The sequence below is a fragment of the Tumebacillus avium genome (assembly GCF_002162355.1).
Lineage (GTDB): Bacteria > Bacillota > Bacilli > Tumebacillales > Tumebacillaceae > Tumebacillus_A > Tumebacillus_A avium.
In genome coordinates this window covers 3,315,001-3,317,500 of the sequence record NZ_CP021434.1, presented here as the reverse complement: position 1 = coordinate 3,317,500, position 2,500 = coordinate 3,315,001, and the positions used below count along the sequence as shown (strand labels likewise).

At 52.8% G+C, this 2,500-nt stretch carries 12 tRNA genes and 2 rRNA genes (2 of these 14 running past the window's edge); all 14 read right to left on the bottom strand.

The annotated features are described in order from the left end of the window. Window positions 1-539 (bottom strand): 16S ribosomal RNA (locus CBW65_RS16160); it reaches 1,008 nt to the left of the window's first position. 196 nt (window positions 540-735) lie between these two features. After that, a tRNA-Met gene (locus CBW65_RS16155) sits at window positions 736-811 on the bottom strand. Window positions 812-819: 8 nt separating this feature from the next. Beyond that, window positions 820-895 (bottom strand) — tRNA-Thr (locus tag CBW65_RS16150). A 5-nt stretch (window positions 896-900) separates the two neighbouring features. Further along, a tRNA-Ala gene (locus tag CBW65_RS16145) sits at window positions 901-976 on the bottom strand. A 232-nt stretch (window positions 977-1,208) separates the two neighbouring features. Next, window positions 1,209-1,283: transfer RNA gene (locus CBW65_RS16140), tRNA-Gly, on the bottom strand. Between the two features lie 152 nt (window positions 1,284-1,435). Further along, a tRNA-Phe gene (locus CBW65_RS16135) sits at window positions 1,436-1,511 on the bottom strand. 21 nt (window positions 1,512-1,532) lie between these two features. Continuing rightward, window positions 1,533-1,609 (bottom strand) — tRNA-Asp (locus CBW65_RS16130). A 9-nt stretch (window positions 1,610-1,618) separates the two neighbouring features. Further along, window positions 1,619-1,694: transfer RNA gene (locus CBW65_RS16125), tRNA-Val, on the bottom strand. Window position 1,695: 1 nt separating this feature from the next. Beyond that, window positions 1,696-1,772 (bottom strand) — tRNA-Glu (locus tag CBW65_RS16120). 2 nt (window positions 1,773-1,774) lie between these two features. Further along, window positions 1,775-1,849 (bottom strand) — tRNA-Gln (locus tag CBW65_RS16115). A 21-nt stretch (window positions 1,850-1,870) separates the two neighbouring features. Beyond that, window positions 1,871-1,947 (bottom strand) — tRNA-Met (locus CBW65_RS16110). Between the two features lie 4 nt (window positions 1,948-1,951). Further along, window positions 1,952-2,044: transfer RNA gene (locus CBW65_RS16105), tRNA-Ser, on the bottom strand. Between the two features lie 26 nt (window positions 2,045-2,070). Further along, a tRNA-Tyr gene (locus CBW65_RS16100) sits at window positions 2,071-2,154 on the bottom strand. 246 nt (window positions 2,155-2,400) lie between these two features. Next, window positions 2,401-2,500, bottom strand: a 5S ribosomal RNA gene (rrf, locus tag CBW65_RS16095); it runs 17 nt beyond the window's last position.

The window sequence follows — 2,500 nt, the reverse complement described above, 5'->3', positions numbered from 1 at the left end:
TACCGCGGCTGCTGGCACGTAGTTAGCCGGGGCTTCCTCCTCTGTTACCGTCAGGGTGTGAGCGTTCTCTTCTCACACTTGTTCTTCACAGAAGACAGAATTTTACAACCCGAAGGCCTTCATCATTCACGCGGCGTTGCTCCATCAGGCTTGCGCCCATTGTGGAAGATTCCCTACTGCTGCCTCCCGTAGGAGTCTGGGCCGTGTCTCAGTCCCAGTGTGGCCGGTCACCCTCTCAGGTCGGCAACGCATCGTCGCCTTGGTGAGCCGTTACCTCACCAACTAGCTAATGCGCCGCGGGCCCATCCGACAGTGAAGCGAAAGCTTCTTTCTCTTCTCCTTCATGCGAAGGTGAAGCCTATCCGGTATTAGCACTCGTTTCCAAGCGTTATCCCGGTCTGTCGGGCAGGTTGCCCACGTGTTACTCACCCGTCCGCCGCTAACTTCTTCGGAGCAAGCTCCGAATCAGTCCGCTCGACTTGCATGTATTAGGCACGCCGCCAGCGTTCGTCCTGAGCCAGGATCAAACTCTCAATAAAAGTTGAAAAAGTTTGTATCTCTGACTCGCGTCATCTCTCTGTAACACTCGTTTAGTTTTCAAGGATCAAGTACACGATGTACATTGTCCAACGTTGCGACAGGACGTCGCGTTCTTAGTTGGGCTTCCACCGTATGCCGCAGAAGCGACGTTTTCTAATTTACCATGCTGCGCTCGAAAGCGCAACAGGAAAGTAGTGGTTGCGGGGACAGGACTCGAACCTGCGACCTTCGGGTTATGAGCCCGACGAGCTGCCAACTGCTCCACCCCGCGATCAGAAGTGGTGCCTTTTACCGGAATCGAACCGATGACCTCATCCTTACCATGGATGCGCTCTACCTACTGAGCTAAAAAGGCGGATATGGTGGAGATAAGCGGATTCGAACCGCTGACCCCCTGCTTGCAAGGCAGGTGCTCTACCAACTGAGCTATACCCCCAACTTCTTTCGTTTCACCGCATCTCTCGCGGCGACAGGACTTATCTTAACACGCAGAGGAGAGAAGTACAATCAGATTTCCCAAACAAACTCGAACAAATACATGCGACAGACGATATTAAAGTCACTGATCTTCACCAAACTTCATATTCCTTCAGTATCTAAGGCAGTACATGTAGTGGATAACAAAAAAAGAGACTCAATCCGAAGATTGAGTCTCTTTCACTTACTGTTGGAGCGGAAGACGGGATTCGAACCCGCGACCCTCGCCTTGGCAAGGCGATGCTCTACCCCTGAGCCACTTCCGCATACAGGATGTATGCGTCCCGCGTTGCGACAGGACGTCGCGCACTTAGCGGGGCTACCTTCCAGCGTTGCGACAGGACGTCACGTACAGGATGTACAGTGTCCAGCGTTGCGACAGGACGTCGCGCTCTTAGCTGGGCTACCTTGCATGAAATGGTGGCTCGGGACGGAATCGAACCGCCGACACGAGGATTTTCAGTCCTCTGCTCTACCGACTGAGCTACCGAGCCATGTTACTATTGTTTTTTAAGTGGCGGAGCTGACGGGATTCGAACCCGCGGTCTCCCGCGTGACAGGCGGGCATGTTAGGCCACTACACCACAGCTCCATGTATAGATGGTGGAGGTTGACGGGATCGAACCGCCGACCCTCTGCTTGTAAGGCAGATGCTCTCCCAGCTGAGCTAAACCTCCATGGTGACTCGTACGGGATTCGAACCCGTGAATGCCGCCTTGAAAGGGCGGTGAGTTAAGCCGCTTCTCCAACGAGCCATTGGCTGGGGAGGAAGGGATCGAACCTTCGCATGACGGAGTCAAAGTCCGTTGCCTTACCGCTTGGCGACTCCCCAACATTTACTTCTTTATTTTGATGGTAGCGGCGGAGGGACTTGAACCCCCGACCTACCGGGTATGAACCGGTCGCTCTAGCCAACTGAGCTACACCGCCATCGTGGCGGAGAGAGGGGGATTCGAACCCCCGAGACGTTTTAGGCGCCTACACGATTTCCAATCGTGCTCCTTCGACCAAACTCGGACATCTCTCCAGAAGATAAATGAAGTTGTGTTTAAATGGTGGAGAGAGAAGGATTCGAACCTTCGAAGCTTTCGCAACGGATTTACAGTCCGCCCCATTTGGCCACTTTGGTATCTCTCCGTATTCAATCGTTTGTTTCTTTCAATCTCGCTCACCGCATCTCTCGCGGCGACAGGATTTATCTTACCACGCCTATCATTCTAGTACAATCAGTCTATCCAAACAAACTCACGCAAAACATGAAACTGAATCACTCACCCCCTCTCAATCTTCTCCACACATCAGATTGCTTGCTGTTTCTCAATCATCTCAAGCTGCAAAATGATAAAAAAAAGACCCAGTTCAAATGAACTGGGTCTTTCTCTTGCCTAGCGACGTCCTACTCTCCCAGGACCCTGCGGTCCAAGTACCATCGGCTCTGTGGAGCTTAACTTCTGTGTTCGGGATGGGAACAGGTGTGACCTCC